Origin of the sequence: Peptoniphilus phoceensis (assembly GCF_001517665.2) — a bacterium.
Lineage (GTDB): Bacteria > Bacillota > Clostridia > Tissierellales > Peptoniphilaceae > Peptoniphilus_A > Peptoniphilus_A timonensis.
The window spans coordinates 571064-589747 of sequence record NZ_LN999809.1; the positions used below are offsets into that span (position 1 = coordinate 571064).

The 18684-nt window shown below is 29.7% G+C and carries 19 protein-coding genes and 1 other RNA gene; 4 read left to right on the forward strand and 16 right to left on the reverse strand.

Annotation, left to right across the window (positions count from 1 at the left end):
* Nucleotides 1–17 precede the first annotated feature (17 nt).
* Entirely contained in the window at nt 18–1250 is a 1233-nt protein-coding gene (gene gltS / locus BN3657_RS06935; protein WP_062552325.1) for a sodium/glutamate symporter, read from the forward strand.
* 74 nt (nt 1251–1324) lie between these two features.
* Here gltS and BN3657_RS06940 read toward each other — a convergent pair whose 3' ends face one another.
* The gene (locus BN3657_RS06940; protein WP_062552326.1) at nt 1325–2509 is read right to left on the reverse strand and encodes a dicarboxylate/amino acid:cation symporter; all 1185 of its coding nucleotides are present in this window, start codon (nt 2507–2509) and stop codon (nt 1325–1327) included.
* Between the two features lie 315 nt (nt 2510–2824).
* Between BN3657_RS06940 and amaP the strand changes: the two genes are divergently transcribed.
* The 3 genes from amaP to BN3657_RS06955 are packed head-to-tail and all read left to right on the forward strand — an operon-like array spanning nt 2825 to nt 4319.
* Nucleotides 2825–3370: an alkaline shock response membrane anchor protein AmaP gene (gene amaP, locus BN3657_RS06945; RefSeq protein WP_062552327.1), complete on the forward strand. Its 546-nt coding sequence runs from the start codon at nt 2825–2827 to the stop codon at nt 3368–3370.
* Nucleotides 3371–3379: 9 nt separating this feature from the next.
* Nucleotides 3380–3715 (forward strand): DUF2273 domain-containing protein, encoded by a 336-nt coding sequence (locus BN3657_RS06950; RefSeq protein WP_062552328.1) that lies wholly within the window; start codon nt 3380–3382, stop codon nt 3713–3715.
* Nucleotides 3716–3752: 37 nt separating this feature from the next.
* On the forward strand, nt 3753–4319 hold the full coding sequence (locus tag BN3657_RS06955) for an Asp23/Gls24 family envelope stress response protein (protein ID WP_074017853.1): 567 nt from the start codon (nt 3753–3755) through the stop codon (nt 4317–4319).
* Between the two features lie 237 nt (nt 4320–4556).
* Here BN3657_RS06955 and BN3657_RS06960 read toward each other — a convergent pair whose 3' ends face one another.
* The 15 genes from BN3657_RS06960 to BN3657_RS07030 form a co-directional block, all read right to left on the reverse strand.
* Complete coding sequence (locus tag BN3657_RS06960) at nt 4557–5696, reverse strand: C40 family peptidase (protein ID WP_230204196.1); 1140 nt, start codon at nt 5694–5696, stop codon at nt 4557–4559.
* Nucleotides 5697–5861: 165 nt separating this feature from the next.
* An RNA gene (rnpB, locus tag BN3657_RS06965) (RNase P RNA component class A) lies at nt 5862–6186 on the reverse strand.
* 25 nt (nt 6187–6211) lie between these two features.
* Entirely contained in the window at nt 6212–6988 is a 777-nt protein-coding gene (locus BN3657_RS06970) for a Nif3-like dinuclear metal center hexameric protein (RefSeq protein WP_062552329.1), read from the reverse strand.
* The gene (locus tag BN3657_RS06975) at nt 6972–7667 is read right to left on the reverse strand and encodes a tRNA (adenine(22)-N(1))-methyltransferase (protein ID WP_019138366.1); all 696 of its coding nucleotides are present in this window, start codon (nt 7665–7667) and stop codon (nt 6972–6974) included. The genes BN3657_RS06970 and BN3657_RS06975 overlap by 17 nt, the downstream gene beginning before the upstream one ends.
* Nucleotides 7664–8752, reverse strand: a complete 1089-nt coding sequence (gene rpoD, locus BN3657_RS06980) for an RNA polymerase sigma factor RpoD (RefSeq protein WP_062552330.1) — start codon at nt 8750–8752, stop codon at nt 7664–7666. The genes BN3657_RS06975 and rpoD overlap by 4 nt, the downstream gene beginning before the upstream one ends.
* Nucleotides 8745–10535, reverse strand: coding sequence for a DNA primase (gene dnaG / locus BN3657_RS06985; protein WP_062552331.1), 1791 nt, complete (start codon nt 10533–10535; stop codon nt 8745–8747). The genes rpoD and dnaG overlap by 8 nt, the downstream gene beginning before the upstream one ends.
* Nucleotides 10536–11549, reverse strand: coding sequence for a deoxyguanosinetriphosphate triphosphohydrolase (locus tag BN3657_RS06990; RefSeq protein WP_062552332.1), 1014 nt, complete (start codon nt 11547–11549; stop codon nt 10536–10538). It lies immediately after the preceding gene.
* A 4-nt stretch (nt 11550–11553) separates the two neighbouring features.
* Nucleotides 11554–12375, reverse strand: coding sequence for a pyruvate, water dikinase regulatory protein (locus tag BN3657_RS06995; protein WP_062552333.1), 822 nt, complete (start codon nt 12373–12375; stop codon nt 11554–11556).
* Between the two features lie 8 nt (nt 12376–12383).
* Entirely contained in the window at nt 12384–13013 is a 630-nt protein-coding gene (locus BN3657_RS07000) for a CBS domain-containing protein (protein WP_062552334.1), read from the reverse strand.
* Nucleotides 13014–13025: 12 nt separating this feature from the next.
* Nucleotides 13026–15095, reverse strand: a complete 2070-nt coding sequence (gene glyS, locus BN3657_RS07005; RefSeq protein ID WP_062552335.1) for a glycine--tRNA ligase subunit beta — start codon at nt 15093–15095, stop codon at nt 13026–13028.
* Nucleotides 15088–15972 carry a glycine--tRNA ligase subunit alpha gene (locus BN3657_RS07010; RefSeq protein ID WP_062552336.1) on the reverse strand — a complete coding sequence of 295 codons (885 nt, stop codon included), beginning with the start codon at nt 15970–15972 and terminating at the stop codon, nt 15088–15090. The genes glyS and BN3657_RS07010 overlap by 8 nt, the downstream gene beginning before the upstream one ends.
* Nucleotides 15973–15982: 10 nt before the next feature.
* Nucleotides 15983–16687, reverse strand: coding sequence for a DNA repair protein RecO (gene recO / locus BN3657_RS07015; protein WP_062552337.1), 705 nt, complete (start codon nt 16685–16687; stop codon nt 15983–15985).
* Complete coding sequence (gene era, locus BN3657_RS07020; protein ID WP_062552338.1) at nt 16671–17576, reverse strand: GTPase Era; 906 nt, start codon at nt 17574–17576, stop codon at nt 16671–16673. The genes recO and era overlap by 17 nt, the downstream gene beginning before the upstream one ends.
* Nucleotides 17563–17976, reverse strand: a complete 414-nt coding sequence (locus BN3657_RS07025; protein ID WP_062552339.1) for a cytidine deaminase — start codon at nt 17974–17976, stop codon at nt 17563–17565. The genes era and BN3657_RS07025 overlap by 14 nt, the downstream gene beginning before the upstream one ends.
* The gene (locus BN3657_RS07030; RefSeq protein WP_019138376.1) at nt 17977–18684 is read right to left on the reverse strand and encodes a diacylglycerol kinase; all 708 of its coding nucleotides are present in this window, start codon (nt 18682–18684) and stop codon (nt 17977–17979) included.

Consider the following 18684-nt stretch of genomic DNA (forward strand, 5'->3'; position numbering starts at 1 on the left):
TATACAAGGGAGGAAAAATGGAATTTATTAGAGAAAATGGAATTCTAACTATTAATCTCGATTCAATATTAACTCTTGCTCTTGCAGTAGTAGTTTTATTGGTTGGATATGGAGTTAGAAATAAATTACAATTTTTAAGAAAATACTGTATACCTGCTCCAGTTATCGGTGGGTTTTTATTTATGTTCATAAGTTTTATTGGCTACAAAACAAATACTTTCAATTTCACTTATGAAAATATATTTCAATCTACTTTTATGCTAGTCTTTTTTACATCAGTTGGACTTGGAGCAAATTTAAAAATATTAAAATCAGGTGGAGTTCTATTAATTATTTATTGGTTAGTTTGTGGAATTCTATCTCTTGGACAAAATACTATTGGTGTTTTAGTTTCAAAGGCTGTTGATCTTGAACCCGCTTATGGAATTCTTGCGTCTTCTATATCTATGATTGGTGGACACGGGGCTGCTTTAAGTTATGGAAATACATTTGCTGAAATGGGTTATGCACAAGCACCAGTTGTAGGTGCTGCTGCAGCTACTTTTGGACTTATTTCTGGTGTAATTATAGGTGGACCTCTTGGCAGAAGATTAATAGTAAAAAATGGTTTAAAAGCAAATAATGACGATGATTTTGACTCATCAAAATTAGATGATCTATTTAAAGAAGAAAAAGTTGAATTATCAAACCTTGATATCATCAAAAATGTAGCTGCAATTATTATTTCTATGGCACTTGGAACCTTGGTTTCAAAATTCATAGGAAAGCTTATAGATATGCAATTCCCTGATTACGTTGGTGCAATGTTTATTGCTGTTATTTTAAGAAACTTAAATGAAAAAATAAACATTTACAACTTTAATGGTAATTTAGTGGATGGTATTGGCGATGTTATGCTAAACTTATACCTTGCACTAGCACTTATGACTTTAAAATTGTGGGAGCTTCAAGATTTAATGGGTGGCGTTCTTATTGTTCTAATTTGCCAAGTAATCTTTATGCTTATCTACAATTACTTTATAGTATTTAGAGTCTTGGGCAAAAATTATGATGCTGCAGTTATGTGTGCAGGCCTTTGTGGTCACGGATTAGGTGCCACACCATCTGCAATTGTTAATATGACTGCAATAAATGAAGAGTATGGTTTGAGTAGAAAGGCCATGATGATTGTTCCAATAGTAGGAGCTTTCTTAGTTGATATAATTTACCAACCAATTGTGTTAACCTTTATAAAAACATTTGTAAAATAAATTTAATAACATTTTATCTAGTAAAAAAGACCAAGCTTTTGTTATGAGCTTGGTCTTTTCATATCTAATTATTTTTATTTAGTCTTCTTTCTAGTAGGAACTTTATTAAAAATTCCAGTAACCATGAGTGCAATTGCTCCATCTGTTGTTACATTACAAGCTGTTCCAAAACTATCCTGTAAAGCAAATATTGAAAGCATAAGAGCTGTTCCTGTGTCATTAAAGCCAAGCACTGATGTTATTAGTCCAAGAGAAGCTACTACTGTTCCTCCTGGCACTCCAGGAGCCGCAATAGCAAATATTCCCAAGAGTGTAATAAAAACTATCATATTCGCAGTTTCAGGAAGTTTTCCAGTTAATATTTGTGAAACTGTCATTACAAAAAATACTTCTGTCAAAACTGACCCACAAAGATGGGTATTTGAACAAAGTGGAATTGCAAAGTCTCTGATTTTTGGATCAAGAGTTTCAGACTTTCTAGCACATTCAATAGCAACTGGCAAAGTTGCAGCTGATGACATTGTTCCAACTGCAGTAAGATAAGCTGGTGCATAATGTCTATATACTTCTTTTGGATTAGTTTTTGAAATTAATCCTGCAAGAGAATACATCACAGTCATCCAAATAAAATGTCCAACAATTACAATTAGTATAATCTTTAAGAATACAGGTAATTCAGTAATAATTACTCCTTCATAAGATAAAACTGCAAAAGTTGTTGCAATATAAACTGGAAGAATCTTTATTACTACATTGTTTACAATAGATAAAACTATTTTATTTAATTCAATCAACATTTTTTCCCATGTTTCTGAATTAGTAACAATTACAGCGATACCAAATAAAATTGATGTTACAAGTGCGGTCATAACTGGCATTATTGGATCAATAGAAAGTTTAAAAATTGATTCTGGGATTGCATTTCCTGCTCCAACATTTGGTGCAATATTTAATTTTGGAATAATTGCTTTTCCTGCAAGAAATGACATTGTTGCTGCTCCTACTGTTGATATGTAACAAATTATGAGCGTAACACTTAAAATCTTTCCTGCACTTTCTTTTAGAGATACAATAGCTGGAGTTATAAAACCTAAAATTATTAATGGCACTATATATCCAATTAAGTCGCCAATGACTCTTTTTATAGTATCAATTGCAACTATGGCGCTTTCATTAGATATGCTTCCAACAAAAATACCTATTATAATTCCTAGTATTAGTTTAAATACTAAAGAATTAAAAAAATTATTTTTCTTCATCTCTCCTCCTATATAAAATTATTTGAAGTTTTACTTCTTCTAACATTTTACCATTCTAACAAAATAAGTGTACTAAAATTTTTAAAAAATTTATTCTTAAAATTTAATTTTTCCAAAACTTATCTTAATAATATTTTTTATTTTTTTCTCATTTAAATATGATTCTAACAGTCTTTTAAAGCTTTATTGTAATAACTAGATACTAAAATATAATAATAACTTTCAAAATTATGAATAAAATAATATTCTTTGGTTATATATAAATTAAGAGAGCTTCACTAGTTGATGATTTCTTAATAAAAGGAGGAATTAGGTTTGAAGAGATGGCGCAAATGGATTAATGCAATTTTTTCTATCGCCTTATTCTTATCTCTATTTTGCACATATTTCTTATTATATGATTATGGCAAAATAACGGCAGATTTAGGAAATTTTTATAAACAAGATTGGTTTTTCTATTTCCTAACTGTAGTATCAGCAATAGCAGCTCTATATGCTCTATTTAATTTTATTAGAGTATTAGTCCTCCCTACACTTAACTCATACGTTATAGACAAGGATGAGGACGGTGAGATGCTCATCACTTCAAGAGCAGTTGAAAATAATGTTTTATCAACGTTAGAAAACTATAATGAAGTGAAAAGATCAGATGTTGATGTAAGAGTAAATAATGGTAGTAAGCACGAAATCAGTACCAAAATAACTTGCGGAGTGCAAGAAGGCATTGATTTAAATTCATTAGGAAAAAGAATTAAAAATGATGTATCTTCTAACTTAGAAAAATTTACTGGATATTCAGTAAAAGAGGTTAATGTAGAATTTTACGACATCAAAGAAGAATCAGGTAAAAGAGTTGTTTAGGGGGCTCATATGAGAAATAATTATGGAAATTATCCGGATTATCAAAATTATTATGAGAACTCTAGAGAAAACCAAGAGAATCAAAAAATTGTTCTCCTAGAAAAACAAAAGGAAAGAGAAAATTCTATTATAAAAGAAAGATTTAGAAATTTCACTCGACTTCATTGGAATGAGTTCAAGTACACTTTACTTGGAATCATAATTGCAATTTTGTTTTTAACAATAGGTTTTTTCAGAACACTTTTAATTGCGATTCTTTTCCTCATTGGCAATAGCTATGGGAAATTTAAAGATGGTGATCCGAGAATTTTATTTTGGTTAGAAAGATTGTTTAGAAAGTATTAATTTTATTTAGTTACTAATTTTAAAGGAGAGAAAAATAATGGCAACAGAAGCAAAATATAACGAAATAGCAGGAATTAACAAAAAAGAACAAGAAAAAAGAGAAAAAGCTCAAAAAAGAGAAGAATTTGTAGAAAACGCAAAAGATAACTTCAAAGAAAAACAAGAAGATATTAAAGACTCTGCTCAAGAAGAACAAAATAAACACGAATCTAAATTAACTTTTGAAGATTCTGTTATAGAAAAAATTGCAGCAATTGCATGTCACGAAGTTCCAGGAGTACTTGATATGAAGGGCGGATTCTTCTCAGGAATCTCAGAACAATTTGGTGGATATAGCTTAACTAAAGGTATTTCTGCTGATGTTGGAGAACAAGAAGCTGCAATCGATGCATCAATAATTCTTGAATATGGACACTCTGCTCCAAAGGTATTTGAAGAATTAAAGAGAAACATCTCTCAATCAGTTGGTCAAATGACTGGTCTTAAAGTTGTTGAAGTTAATGTTCGTGTAGATGATGTTATGACTAGAAAAGAATTCCAATTAAAAAATAGAGACGACAGAAATGATGCAGCTAACTACAATCAAGGACCATCTCTAAGATAATTTAGAAAATAAATTTTAAATCATAACCACTAGTTAATGCTAGTGGTTATTTTTTTATAAAAAATTTCATAAAATATCTTTATTATTTTATTTGTTTTTTAGTAATTTTAGATTTGATGTTTTATTAGCCTTTATGTCTTCATTTTTAGATAAAAATAAAGACTCGAATTAACGAGTCTAGCTAATATTTGACATAAAGCCAAAAAAAGAGCCCTAAGGCTCTTAATTTTCTTAAAATTATAAAACACGAGTAGCGTTTACGTATCTTTCTTGGTAATAACCTTCAGTAAGAGAAGATGTCATAACTTTTCCTTGACCTGAAGAAGCATGGATAAATTTTCCATCGCCAACATAAATACCAACATGACTAACTCCATTACCTGTTGTATTAAAGAATACTAAATCTCCTTCTTGTAAATCAGACTTAGAAACTTGTTTTCCATAAGTTGATTGAGTTCTAGAAGATCTTGGGATTGAAATTCCAAGTTCGTCATTATAAATTGAATAAACTAAACCTGAACAATCAAATCCAGCATTACCAGTATCTCCATATACATATGTAGATCCAAGTTTATTTTCTGCAGAAGATATAACTTTTGCAGCAATTGACGCATTTGGAGCTGCAGCTTTTTTATATTCAAAGCTTACTTTAATTTCTTCTTTATTTTTTATAGCTTCTTGAATGTTTTCTTCATCTGAAGATAAAATACTTTCATCTTTGTTTTCTTGAATCTTTTCAACTTTTTGTCCAGATACAATATTTAAATCTTTAGCTTCAACATTATAAGAAGTACCCTTTTCGTCAATTACAAAATTACCATTTTTGTAATCAATTACATCAACAACTTGTTTTTTATTTAAATTAATTTTTCTACCATTGTCACTTTTAGCAACAGTGTTGTTTTTCACTTCAACTTCTGTAACATTATTTCTCTTATCGGCAACTTTTTTAAGTGCTGTTCTGTTTACATTACCTATTGTACCGTCATTACACTTAATTTTTGCTGTAGTATTATCTACTGAAATTCCAACTGCATATTCATCAACAAATAAGCTTCTTATTATTTTTCCATTATCATCAAGAATTGGACTAGCTTTTACAATTTTATATGTTGGAACATTAACTTCTGTAAGTAAAATTTTATCTTGTGGAATAGTTACTTTAGCTTTTCCCTTTTGAACAAAAAAGTCATTACCTTTTTTTTCAAGGACTTCAACTTTTTCTCCAATTGAAAAGTCTATTTCATTACCACTATATGTTTTTTGAATGTGTTCGTTAATAAATACTCCTGTATCTTTCATGCCAACTATTGACACTGCACAAAGTGCAAATAAGCCAAGTGGCAATTTATTTTTAAAGGAAACCAATACTAACAACTCCTATGCTTTTATATTTTTAGATATTTTTTTATATATTTTTTTGCCTACATTTTTATTACTAATTAAGTATAACAAACTAATTACAAAAAAACAACAAAAAGTTACAAAATAGTTAAAACAATTTTAACTATTTTGTAACTTTTTAAAAAATATAAATTATATGTAGTAAGTAAATCTATAAGCCGCGTTCTGTTTTGTCAACTATCTATCTTGAATTATAGTTACCTATAATTTCTAGCAACCTACCTACCGGCAGATGCGAGCAACATCTGTTATTCCTATTTGGTTTTGCTCCGAATGGGGTTTACATAGCATCATTATCACTAATGACCTGGTGAGCTCTTACCTCGCCTTTCCAACCTTACCCAAGGGGCGGTATATTTCTGTTGCACTAGCCTTGGGGTCACCCCCACTGGCCGTTAGCCAGCATCCCTGCTCTGTGGAGCGCGGACTTTCCTCACATTTGTGCAGTTGACCAATTTACTTACCAGATAATTTTACCACTGAATCTCTCAAATATCAAGTTCAAAGCTACTTTCTTCTTGTATATAAAAATCTAATTCCTTAAAGTTTTTTTCAAGTCTTTTTTTTATTTTTGGAAGAATTATTCTTTCTGAATAAAAATGTCCAAGGTCTATTAAAATCAGATCTTCTTCATAAGCTCTTTGTCCGTCATGATATTTTATATCAGAAGTTATATAAGCATCTACACCATTACTTTTAGCTATATCAATAAAATCTGCTCCACTTCCGCCAAGAATTGCAACTTTTTTAATTTTTCTATTAGTTCTTCCGTAATATTTTATTTTTTTTACTTGAAGCTTTTCTTTTAAAAATTTATCTAATTCTTCAAGACTATATGCACTTTCAAATTCTCCTACTAGGCCCATAGCTTTTTCTTCTTCATAAGTTAAAACAGATTTACCTTTAAGATTTAATTTTTCAAAAAGTGTGTCATTAACTCCATCATCTGCCACATCCATAGAAGTATGGTAAGAAAAAACTGAAATATTATTTTTAATTAATTTTATTATATTATCTCCCAAATAAGTCCCTTCAATAATATTTTTATTTCCACTAAAAAACATAGGATGATGGCTTATTATGAGCTTTGATTCTGTTTCTATAGCCTTATCTATGACTTTATCTGTAACATCCATAGCTAAAACTACAGATTTAGTGAAATCTTTAAACTCAACTTGGCTGCCAGAATTATCCCAGGAAAGTTGATAATCATTTTTTGCCCAACTTTCCATATAATTTTTTATATCTTCAATTGGATATTTCATCTATTGCCTCCTCTATTTTTAAAATCAAAGATTTAATTTCATCACTTCTTTTTTTTGTCCTAAGATTATTTGGATCAAAGTTTTGTAATATATTTTCTAAATAAGTTTTTTTATCTAATAAAAATTTTAAATATGTTTTATCTTTTTTCTCTATTAATTTTTTTGAAAAATAATAATCTTCATCTTTAAAAGTTTCAATTTTAACTTCCTTCAAAAACTTTGCAACAATAATTTCAAAATACCTATCATCTTCATAAATAATGTACTCATCTATAATTTTAAATCCAAGATTATTTAATTCACGACGGAGAATCTGTGTTTTTTGCATTGGTTGCAATATTAATTTATTTGCACTTTTTGCAATTTCAATAGAATTATTAATAATCTCTGCAATTTGTATCCCGCCTAATCCTGCAATAATTATATTATCTCGTTTTTCATCAATAATTCCATTTGCTAATATATTTCTAATGTATTTTTCATTTCCCAATTCTTTTGTTAAATCAATAGACTTTTGTAAAGAATTTTTTGAGATATCTGTCGCAATAATATCACTTGAAATTTTATTTTCGCATAAAAAATTGGGCACATATCCATGATCTGTGCCCACATCAATTACCGAAGCCCCAAAATCTACAAGTTCTGCAATTTTATTAAGCCTCTTTGATAATTTTATCATTCTAAATAATCCTTTAATTTCTTTGATCTACTTGGATGACGTAACTTTCTCAAAGCTTTTGCTTCAATTTGTCTAATTCTTTCACGAGTTACATCAAATTCCTTACCAACTTCTTCTAGAGTTCTTGCTCTTCCATCATCAAGTCCGAATCTTAAAGTAAGAACTTTCTTTTCTCTTTCTGTCAAAGTTTCTAAAACTGTGTTTAATTGTTCTTTTAACAAAGTGAAAGTAGCTGCATCTTGCGGTGATAGAATTTCATCATCTGGTATAAAATCACCTAGATGTGAATCTTCTTCTTCACCAATTGGAGTTTCCAATGAAACTGGTTCTTGAGCAATTTTTTGAATTTCACGAACTCTATCTACGTCTAAATTCATTTCTGCTGCAATTTCTTCTGGTAGAGGATCACGTCCAAGATCCTGCACTAGTTGTCTTTGTACCCTGACAAGCTTATTAATTGTTTCAACCATATGAACTGGAATTCTTATAGTTCTAGCTTGGTCTGCAATAGCTCTTGTAATTGCTTGTCTAATCCACCAAGTAGCATAAGTTGAAAATTTAAAACCCTTAGTGTAATCAAATTTATCCACTGCTTTCATGAGTCCAAGATTTCCTTCTTGAATTAAATCTAAAAAGCTCATTCCCCTGCCAACATATCTTTTAGCAATAGAAACTACGAGTCTTAAATTGGCTTCAGCAAGCTCTTTTTTTGCAAACTCATCGCCTGCTTCCATTCTCTTAGCTATTTCAACTTCTTCATCAGCTGTTAAAAGTGAAATCTTTCCAATTTCTTTTAAATACATTCTTACAGGATCATCTACTGTTACTCCCTTTGGGACTGATAAATCCTCTTTAGTAACATCTACTTCATCTTCATCATCTTTTGAATTTTTTTTGTCAACTAAATGTATTCCTTCTTTTTCAAATAGTTTATATAGTTCATCTATATCATCTGAATCTATTTGAACTTTTTCAAAGGCATCTCCTATTTCCTCATAGGTAAGTTTTCCGTCCTTTTTTCCATCTTTTAAGAGTCGTTCTCTTATGGAATCAATAGATTCTTTATTTTTTAATTTTTCACTCATAATTGCCCTCCTCTTTCAACTCGTTTAACTTTAAATTAATTTCTTGCAATTCTTTTAAAGCTTCGAGTAGAAGATTTTTATTTTCTCCCCCTTGAAGTTTTTCGATATTTTCGAGGATTTTGTTTTTTTGATTTTGAAGATAATTACCTTCGACAGTTCTTATCAATTCATCGACTACTTTTTCATTTACATAGATATCATTTATAATTGCTAAAATATTATTCTTAAACACAGTGTCAATGAGCCTATTTGATTCTAAAAGAGTTAAAAAATCATTTAGCTCCATCTCTTCTTCAAAAAATTTAGGTATTTCTTCAAAGACAGCCCTAGTCATGGCGTTGCTAAAATAAAAAACTTCAATTCTTTTTTTGATATAATTGTAAATATCATTGTCCAGTAAAGAATACGATAATAATTCCTCTTGTGCTCTAGTCCTATTAGATTTCACAACATTTGTATTTTTCTTTACCTTAAACTTTTCCTTTTTTGCTTCTTTAACCCTATTCCTATTTAGATAATTTATATAATTTTCAATTGCTAAATTTGAAATATTGTAATTTTTTGAGAATTCTTTTACAAAAATATCTCTTTCTATGGGATTTTTTATACTAGAAAAAATTTTTGCGGCTTCAATTGTAAAATTGCTAAGTCCCTCATTATCTTCTAGATTATAATTTTCCCTAAGTTTTTTTATTTTAAATTCGATATAAGATATAGAAGATTTAATTTTATTTTCAAAAGCTTCTAATCCATATTTTTTTATAAAATCGTCAGGATCCAATCCATCATTAAGTTCTATTATTTTAGGCTTTACTGATGCTTGAAGAAAAATATCTATGGCTCTTGCAGTTGCGTTAATACCTGCATTATCACTGTCATAACAAATGTAAATATCTTTAGCCATTTTCTTAATAATATTAGCCTGGTCAAATGTAAGAGAAGTACCAAGGCTTGCTACACTATAATTTATACCACTATTGTATAAAGATATAACATCCATATAGCCTTCTACTAAGATAATTCTTTCTCGACTTGACTCTCTAGAAATTATATTCATGTTAAAAACATTACTACCTTTATGAAAAATAGGAGTTTCTCTAGAATTTAAATACTTCGGTTTTGTATCACCAAAACCCCTTGCTCCAAACCCAATTACCTTATTATTTCTATTTATAATTGGAAACATGATTCTATCTCGAAATCTGTCAATATAATTTCCATTTTTACTTTTTGAAATTAAATTTAAGTCTAAAAGTTCATCTTCTTTATATCCCAAACTTGTTAAATGATCGTATAAATCAGTCCAAGAATCTTTAGAATATCCTATGCCGTAAGATCTAATAGTTTTTGCACTTAGCATCCTATTATTTAAATATAATTGCGCTTTTTTTGATGCTTGAAAATTTTTTAGAAAATGTAAGGCTGCTTCCCTATTTATTTCGTATAGCCTATTTCTTTTTTCACGTGCTTCTTTATTTTCATCCTTGTATTCTTCGAGTCTAACATTGTACTTATCTGCTAAAAATTCCACAGCCTCAGGAAAACTTAAATTTTCTCTTTTCATTACAAAAGTGATTACATCTCCGCCAACTCCACATCCAAAACATTTAAAAATAGATTTAGAACTGGAAACAGAAAATGAAGGAGTTTTTTCAGAATGAAAAGGGCAGAGTCCCATATAATTGGATCCAGACTTCTTTAAGTCCACATATTCTCCAATTAAATCTACAATATCTGCCCTATCTCTTATTTCATCAAGAACATTGTCATTTATAAGGTACAATTAAATGCTCCATCCCTTCGGTATAAAAATATTTTTTATTTGCTTCATTGCATAAGTATCAGTCATTCCAGCTATATAGTCAGATACAATATCTTCATCGCTATGACTTCTATCACTATAAAGACTTAGATGATTTTCTGGTATTCTACTTAAATCTTCTGCATAAAATCTATAAAGTTCTGTCAAAAGTCTTTTAATTTTTATCTCTTCACTTTTTACAACAGGATCCATATAAACCCTTTTAAACATATACTGTCTAAGTTCCATAGTTGCCTCATAGACTTCTTTTTCCATTTCAACAATAGGATTCCCATAAGATTCATTAACTATGCCGTTAATCATCGTGTTAATTCTTTCAGAAGAAGTATTTCCCAAAACCTTAGTTAATTCTTTAGGAAGTGAATCAGAAGAAATAATTCCAGCCCTAATTGCATCATCAATATCATGATTTATATAGGCAATTCTATCTGCGAATTTTATAATTTTTCCCTCTAAAGTTTTTGCATTGCTACTGCCAGAATGATTTAGAATTCCATCTCTAACTTCTTCAGTTAAATTTAAACCAATTCTTTTTTCAGATCTTTCCAAAAAGTCAACTACTTTTAAAGACTGTTCACCGTGAATAAAGCCTGTACTTTTTAATTCATTTAGAACTGCTTCACCAGAATGTCCAAAAGGTGTATGACCAAGATCATGCCCTAAAGAAATTGCTTCTACTAAATCTTCATTAAGCCTCAATGCTCTAGCTATCGTTCTAGCTATTTGACTAACTTCAAGAGTGTGAGTGAGTCTTGTCCTAAAATGGTCACCCTCAGGAGAAATAAAGACCTGCGTCTTATGTTTTAATCTCCTAAAACTCTTTGAGTGGATAATCCTGTCCCTATCTCTTTGAAATTCAGTTCTAAGATCGGATTTTTCTTCATCTTTATTTCTTCCCAAAGTTGAATCTGCAAAAGTAGCATATTCAAAAAACATCTTGTGTTCAAGTTTTTCTCTCTCAACTCGAAGATTCATTTAATCACTTCCTGGATTCCATATGTTTAATGATGATTTCAGCAGTTTCTTCGATTGCCTTGTCAGATACATCAATTACAAAACAACCTAATTCTTCCATAACTTGCTTTGAATAATTTAATTCATCTCTTATTCTATCGTAATTAGCATATTTTGCACCTGAAGTTAAGCCTAAAGATTTTAATCTCTGCTCTCTTACAGAAATAATCTTTTCCGGATTTGCTGTAAGTCCAATTATCTTATCAACGTCTTTTTCATAAACTTCCTTTGGAACAGGAACTTCAGGAACAAGTGGAATATTAGCAACTTTATAAAGTTTATTTGCAAGATACATAGATAGAGGAGTCTTTGAAGTTCTAGAAATACCAACTAGACATATATCTGCCTTTTTCGCACCACGAGGATCTTTACCATCATCGTATTTTACAGCAAACTCAACACATTCAACCTTTTTAAAATAATTTTCATCTAGCCTTCTAATTAAACCAGGTTCTCTTAAAGGTTCATATCCTAAAATATCTTCAATTTGAAGTAATGGTTCTCCCATAACATCAACAGTGTGTAATTTTAATTCATGAGTCTTTTCTTCGATAAAATCTCTAGTTTCCTTAACAACATTTGTATAAACTATAAGACTATTTTTTATTTTTGATGCCTTTTCTAGTACAGGTTTAATTTGTTCAATACTATTATGATAAGGGTATCTAATAATTTCATAATTTTCTGATTCAAATTGTCTTGCAGAAGATTTTGCAATTAACTCCCCAGTTTCGCCAATAGAATCTGAAATTACAAAAATAGTAAGTTGATTATCGTCTTTATTCATTTCTCCTCCTAAATTATCTCGCCATCACAAACATCAACAAAAAGTCTCGTAACATTTGTCTTTGTAAATCTGCCAACAACTTCAAGATCATTATTATTTTTAACTTCTACAACAGGAAGGGAATCAATACCCTTTGTCACAATTAGATTTGCAGCCTTATAAACACTGTCATCTATATTTACATAAAAAATATTTGGCATTCTTGTCATAATTACACTTATGGGAGTCTTTTTAATATCAGCATCACCAATCATAAATCTAATTAAATCTTTTCTTGATACAATACCTGTTAGAAATCCGCCATCAGTAACAAACATTGATGATAAATCTTCCATAAATAAATCTACCACAACATCATAGACAGAAGTTTTTTGGTCACAAGAAAAAGGAAGTGACATATAATCTTTCAACTTTAATTTCTTTAAGTCACTAGACAACTGAGAAAAAATAGATTTTCCAGTATAAAAATATCCAAACTTTGGTCTTGCTCCCAAAATATTTATCATTGTGAGTACAGAAAGATCAGACCTTATAGTAGCTCTTGAAAGTCCTAAAATTTCTGCTATCTCATCACCAGTTATAGGGCCCTTTTCCTTTACAATATCAATAATTTCAGTCTGCCTATCACTGAATTTCATTTGCTCACCGACCTATTCTACAATATTATCGATTTTTAATATTTTTTGAATATTTTCCTCAATTCTATTTATGAGTGCTAGTCTATTTTCTCTAATTTTTTCATCTTCAGCCATTACCATTACACTGTCAAAGAAAGAATCAATAGCAGGAACTAAATCATTTAATAAGTCCATAGCTTCCTTATATCTTTCTGATGATAAAGCATCATTAAAACTTTCATCAATTTCAGTAAATTTATTATATAAATCTTTTTCAGCTTCTTCTTTTAGAAGATCTTCATTAATTTCAAGTAAATCTACATTTTTTGTTAAATTATTTATTCTCTTATATGCATCAACAAAATGGCTCCTATCTTCTTTAAACCATTCATCTAGTTCATTAGCTTTATCAAAGATATTGTGTATTTCACTTTCCGGAATTAAAACTGAATCTATAATATCATACCTAATGCCTTCTTCTTGAAGCATAGTTTTAATTCTTCCAAAGAAGAAATCTCTTACGTTTTCAATAACTTCTTCGTGGTTAAAAGTAAGACCAAGATCATTTATATATTCATATAAACTAGCTTCTACAGCTTCATTTAAATCAAATTTCCAAGAATTATTTCTAATTATATTAATTACACCAATAGCAGATCTTCTTAAAGCAAAGGGATCTGTTGAACCTGTAGGAATTTCACCTATAGCAAAAAGCCCAGCAATTGTATCAATTTTATCAGCTAGTGAAAAAATTGAGCCTACACTTGATTCTGGAAGCTTATCTCCTGCGAATTTTGGAAGGTATTGTTCTCTTATTGCAGTAGCAACAATATCTTTTTCACCAGATTTTAAAGCATAAATTTCTCCAATAACACCTTGAAGTTCAGTAAATTCGATTACCATTTTTGTTGTCAAATCTGCTTTAGAAAGATGAGCTACTCTTTTTATAGCATCAATAGCTTCATCTGCAAAAGAAAGTGATTCTGCAATTTTATTTGCAACTACGCCATCTCTTTTTTCTTTTTCAAGCATTGTTCCTAATTTATCATGGAATAAAACACCATTTAAATTTTCAACATAATCTTCCAGTGGTCTTGAAATATCGTCATCATAGAAGAATTTAGCATCTTCAAGTCTTGCTCCAAGAACTTTTTCATTTCCAGCTATTACAATGTCTTCATAATCTTTAGTACCATTTCTAACTGTAATAAAATATGGAAGTAACTCACCTTTTTGTGAATAGATTGGAGTAAATCTCAAATGATCAATCATTGTAGTTGTTACAACTTCTTTTGGAAGACTTAAATATTTTTCCTTTATGCTTCCCTTAATTGGACTTGGATATTCAACTATATAAGTTAATTCTTCTAAAAGATCTTCGTTTTCGTGAATTTCTCCACCAAGAGACTTTGCAATCTTTGTTGATTCGTATTTTATAATTTCACGTCTTTTATTTTGGTCTAGAATTACATAATTATCTTCAAGTAACTTTTCATAATTTTCTACATTGTCTATGATAACTTCTGATGATCCTAAAAATCTATGACCTTTAGTAGTGTTTCCAACTTGAATTCCTTCAAAATCAAAATCAACAACCTTATCATCTAGAAGAGATACAATCCATCTTATTGGTCTTGCAAATCTTAAATTCTTTCCACCCCAACGCATATTTTTTGGAAAATTAATGTCCTTAATTAGTCCAGGTATTATTTCTTTTAAAATTTCAGAAGACTCTTTACCCACTGATGAAATTTGTGCAAAAATATAATCTGTTCCCTTAACTTCTTTTATAACTATGTCATCTTCAGTAATTTTTTGAGATTTCATAAAACCTAAAAGTGGTTTTGTAGGATTTTTTTCATCATCATAAGCAATTTTTACAGAAGGTCCCTTAACTTCTTTTTGCATATCTTTTTGTTTTTCATCTAAGGATTCAATTATAAGGCTAAGTCTTCTAGGAGTTGCATAAACTTTTACATCTTCAAATCCAAGTTCATTTTCAACTAATAATTTTTGAGATTTATCTTTAAGTTGTTCTATTGCCATATTTACAAATCTAGATGGCAATTCTTCAACTCCAATTTCAAGTAAATAATTATTCATTTATTTCACCTCTATTTATAAGGGGATAATTCATTTCTTCTCTGTGTTTTAAATGAGTTTTTGCTACAAGTCTTGCAAGATTTCTTACTCTTTGGATGTAGCTAGTTCTTTCAGAAACAGAAAGGGCTCCTCTTGCGTCTAATAAGTTAAAAGCATGAGAACACTTTAAAGTGTAGTCATAAGCATCAATTACTATATCTTCTCCAATTACTCTTTGTGCTTCAGCTTCATACATATCAAAAAGTTTTCTAAGCATATCTATATCAGCACTTTCAAAAGCATATTTTGAGTGTTCATATTCATTTTTCTTAAATACTTCTCCGTAAGTTATATTTTCATTATATTTAATATCATATACTGACTCTACATTTTGAAGATACATTGCAATTCTTTCAAGTCCATAAGTTAATTCAGCACTTTCTAGATCAAGGTTTACTCCACCTACTTGTTGGAAATAAGTAAACTGTGTTACTTCCATTCCATCAAGCCAAACTTCCCAACCAAGACCCCAAGCACCTAGTGTAGGAGATTCCCAATTGTCTTCAACAAATCTAATGTCATGTTTTTTTGGATCAATACCAATTGCGAAAAGTGAATCAAGATAAAGTTGTTGAACATCTTCTGGAGATGGTTTCAAAATAACTTGCAATTGGTGATGTTGATAAAGTCTATTTGGATTTTCACCATATCTACCATCTGCAGGTCTTCTTGAAGGTTCAACATAAACTACTTTCCATTCTTCAGGTCCAAGAGATCTTAAGAAAGTATTTGGATTCATAGTTCCTGCACCCTTTTCAATATCATAAGGTTGCATTATAATAGCTCCCTTTTCCTTCCAATAATTTTCCAATGTCATAATTAAATCTTGGAAATACATTTTTTCCTCCTTAATTAAACAGCTTATCTGACTTAAAACTGCTTATATCTAAATTGTATTTTATATACTTTATTATAATATTATGCAAATATTTTTTCCTACTTATTTCAATATTTTCGATATTTTCTAAATCTTCTAACTTTCCATATAAAATCTCGTTCAAATAAACTAAATCTTTTCTTGTTAGAGAAAAGGAAAATGGATCTTGAAAATCAATAATTCCTTCTCTTATAGAAAAATAAGACCTTTCTTTAATATCAAGCCTTGGTCTATAGCCAATAAAACTTAGGTATTTTAATTCAAAAGCCAAGGCAAGGCTAATTGGATCTTTAGTGAAATTAAAAAACTTCAAAGTCTTTCTCAATAGATCAAATGCTTTTTTGTTTGTTTCACCGCTTATAGAAGATTTATCCAAAATTTCTAACAAAATAGAAGCATAAATTAAATTATCATAATTTTCTCTAATTTTAAAATTAGATTCAAGAATTTTTGAATCGCTAATATAAAAAAAACTTTGTCCTTTTTTTAATAAATATTCATTTACACCAAAAACTTGTGAAACACTCAAGTTTTTAGATTTTGGACTCATTGCACCCTTTACCATAATAGAAATTTTACCATATTCTTTGGTAAATACTCTTATTATCTTTGAACTCTCACCAAAATCCATTTCATTTAGTACAATTCCCAAAGTATAATTATTTATCGTAGCCAAATCTTTTTACCAAATTATCTTTTTCTCTCCAGTTTTTCTCAACTTTAACCCAAATTTGTAAATTTACCTTAGCATCTAAAAGTTTTTCAGCTTCTTCTCTTGACTCAGTTCCAATTTTCTTTAACATAGAACCTTTCTTGCCAATAAGAATTCCCTTGTGAGAGTCTCTTTCAACATATATATTAGCTTCAATATCGTAAATATTTTTATCTGGTCTTTTTTTGAATTTTTCAATTGAAATTGCAAGTCCATGAGGGACTTCTTCATTTAAATATTTTAGCCCCTTTTCTCTTATAATTTCTGATACAATAAATCTTTCATTTTTATCAGTTATCATATCTTCTGGATAATACATTGGTCCAGGCTTCAAAAAGTTTTTAAGAGTTTCTAAATATATGTCAACACCATCATTATTAATTGCAGAGATTGGAATAATATCATCAAAAATATCTTCTTCTGCATACATTGATATAATTTCTAAAAGCTCATCTTTTTTTATTGTGTCAACTTTATTTATCAAAAGAATTATTGGAAGTTCGCCCTTATACTCTTTTAAAATATCTATTATAGATCTTTCTGCTTTTCCAATTCTTTTAGAAGTATCCACTATATAAGTTATAATATCTGAATCTTCTATTCCCTCTTTAGATTCAGTAAGCATGAATTCTCCCAACTTATTTTTTGGCTTTTGTATTCCTGGTGTATCCAAAAAAATTATTTGTGAATCTTCATCTGTGTGGATAAAGGTTATATTTTGTCTTGTAGTTTGTGGTTTTGAAGATATTGCTGAAATTTTCTCTCCAATTATTGCATTTAGAAGAGTGGACTTTCCAACATTTGGTCTTCCAACCACTGACACATATCCCGATTTAAAATTATTTTCTGTCATTTTCATCTCCATTTAGGTCCTCTGGACCAAAGGAATGAGGTAAAATTTCCTCCATTCCAAAAATTTTGTAGTCATCAGTAGAGTTTGCTATTATTATTTCAGGATTTTTTGAAAACTCACGAATAACTTGCCTGCATACTCCACAAGGAAAAGTGTAATCACTATCTCCAACTACTGCTATCTTTTTTATTTCTCTTTTACCCTCAGAAACTGCCTTAAAAATTGCAGTTCTTTCCGCACAATTTGTTGGTGAATATGAAGCTATTTCTATATTTCCACCAGTATAAACTGATCCATCTTCCATCTCAATGGCACAACCAACATTAAAATGTGAATAGGGTGTATAGGTCATATATTCTCTTGCATCTATTGCAAGCTCTATTAATTTTTTATATTCCATTTAACCAACTACCTTAAAAACAAATATTGCTACACAAACTCCCAAAATTGCACCTACAACAACTTCAGAAACCTTGTGAATTTTCCCCTCTACTCTACTTTCTGCAACTAGAAATGCAAGTCCAAAGGAACAAAGAGTTACAAGCGAATTTTCTGCTATCATTGTTATAATAGTCGCTGCACAAAATGATATTGCAGAGTGTCCACTTAGACCTCCTCCTTGGAAATAAGTTCCCCCACTTTTCTTAGCCATCAAAAGTTTTGCTCCAACTGTGGCGATAATAATTATAAGTAAAGAAACAAATGCCAAATGATTTGGCATATTTTTTATTTTAAATAAAAGAAGATCGCCAAAGGATGCAAATTTATCATAAAATACAAGATAAGCAACGACAACGGCATTTAAAGCTGTAATTAAAACTGCGCCTGCCGATACATCCTTTACATACTTTGCTATGGGATTGTACTCTTGAACAACTAAGTCCACTGTTCTCTCTATTGCTGTATTTATCATTTCTGCAAATATAACAAGACTAATTGCAAAAAGCATTAACAAAAATTCTGTAGATGATATATCAAAAAAAAGAGATAAAATAATTATTCCTAAAGCAGCTAAATAGTGAAATTTCATATTCCTCTCTGTTTTTAATACAGAAATAATACCTTGCACTGCATAATTAAAAGATGATATAAAACGTCCCTTTTTCAT

Excerpts from the sequence above, each read along its gene's own strand:
- gltS (WP_062552325.1), top strand. The coding sequence starts at position 18 with ATGGAATTTATTAGAGAAAATGGAATTCTAACTATTAATCTCGATTCA.
- BN3657_RS06940 (WP_062552326.1), bottom strand. The coding sequence starts at position 2,509 with ATGAAGAAAAATAATTTTTTTAATTCTTTAGTATTTAAACTAATACTA.
- BN3657_RS06950 (WP_062552328.1), top strand. The coding sequence starts at position 3,380 with ATGAGAAATAATTATGGAAATTATCCGGATTATCAAAATTATTATGAG.
- BN3657_RS06955 (WP_074017853.1), top strand. The coding sequence starts at position 3,753 with ATGGCAACAGAAGCAAAATATAACGAAATAGCAGGAATTAACAAAAAA.
- BN3657_RS06970 (WP_062552329.1), bottom strand. The coding sequence starts at position 6,988 with ATGAAATATCCAATTGAAGATATAAAAAATTATATGGAAAGTTGGGCA.
- BN3657_RS06975 (WP_019138366.1), bottom strand. The coding sequence starts at position 7,667 with ATGATAAAATTATCAAAGAGGCTTAATAAAATTGCAGAACTTGTAGAT.
- rpoD (WP_062552330.1), bottom strand. The coding sequence starts at position 8,752 with ATGAGTGAAAAATTAAAAAATAAAGAATCTATTGATTCCATAAGAGAA.
- BN3657_RS06990 (WP_062552332.1), bottom strand. The coding sequence starts at position 11,549 with ATGAATCTTCGAGTTGAGAGAGAAAAACTTGAACACAAGATGTTTTTT.
- BN3657_RS06995 (WP_062552333.1), bottom strand. The coding sequence starts at position 12,375 with ATGAATAAAGACGATAATCAACTTACTATTTTTGTAATTTCAGATTCT.
- BN3657_RS07000 (WP_062552334.1), bottom strand. The coding sequence starts at position 13,013 with ATGAAATTCAGTGATAGGCAGACTGAAATTATTGATATTGTAAAGGAA.
- glyS (WP_062552335.1), bottom strand. The coding sequence starts at position 15,095 with ATGAATAATTATTTACTTGAAATTGGAGTTGAAGAATTGCCATCTAGA.
- BN3657_RS07010 (WP_062552336.1), bottom strand. The coding sequence starts at position 15,972 with ATGTATTTCCAAGATTTAATTATGACATTGGAAAATTATTGGAAGGAA.
- era (WP_062552338.1), bottom strand. The coding sequence starts at position 17,576 with ATGACAGAAAATAATTTTAAATCGGGATATGTGTCAGTGGTTGGAAGA.
- BN3657_RS07025 (WP_062552339.1), bottom strand. The coding sequence starts at position 17,976 with ATGGAATATAAAAAATTAATAGAGCTTGCAATAGATGCAAGAGAATAT.
- BN3657_RS07030 (WP_019138376.1), bottom strand. The coding sequence starts at position 18,684 with ATGAAAAAGGGACGTTTTATATCATCTTTTAATTATGCAGTGCAAGGT.